1 protein-coding gene is annotated in these 236 nt (G+C 65.7%); it reads right to left on the reverse strand.

Annotated features, from left to right (window positions below):
- On the reverse strand, positions 1 to 236 hold a 236-nt coding region (locus ACPYOJ_RS36760; RefSeq protein WP_481420600.1), incomplete at both ends, for a hypothetical protein.

Below are 236 nucleotides of genomic sequence, written 5' to 3' on the forward strand. Positions count from 1 at the left end.
AAGGTCCAGTGCAGCGTGCCGTCCGAATTGCCGTTGACGACCGGATTGGTCGACAGGTGCAGGAAGTCGATCGCGCCGGCCGCTGCCGGATTGTAACCCGCACCGCCGCCGGAGACGGAGAGCACCTTGGCGGTGACGACATCCGTCATGTCGGCGTCATGCACCTTCAGATCGCCCTGCGTCGTCAGGGCGGCATCCGTTTCGGTCAGGCTGCGGGTGACGACGTCCTGGCCAAC

It is taken from the genome of Rhizobium sp. SVR5-9E (assembly GCF_056755095.1).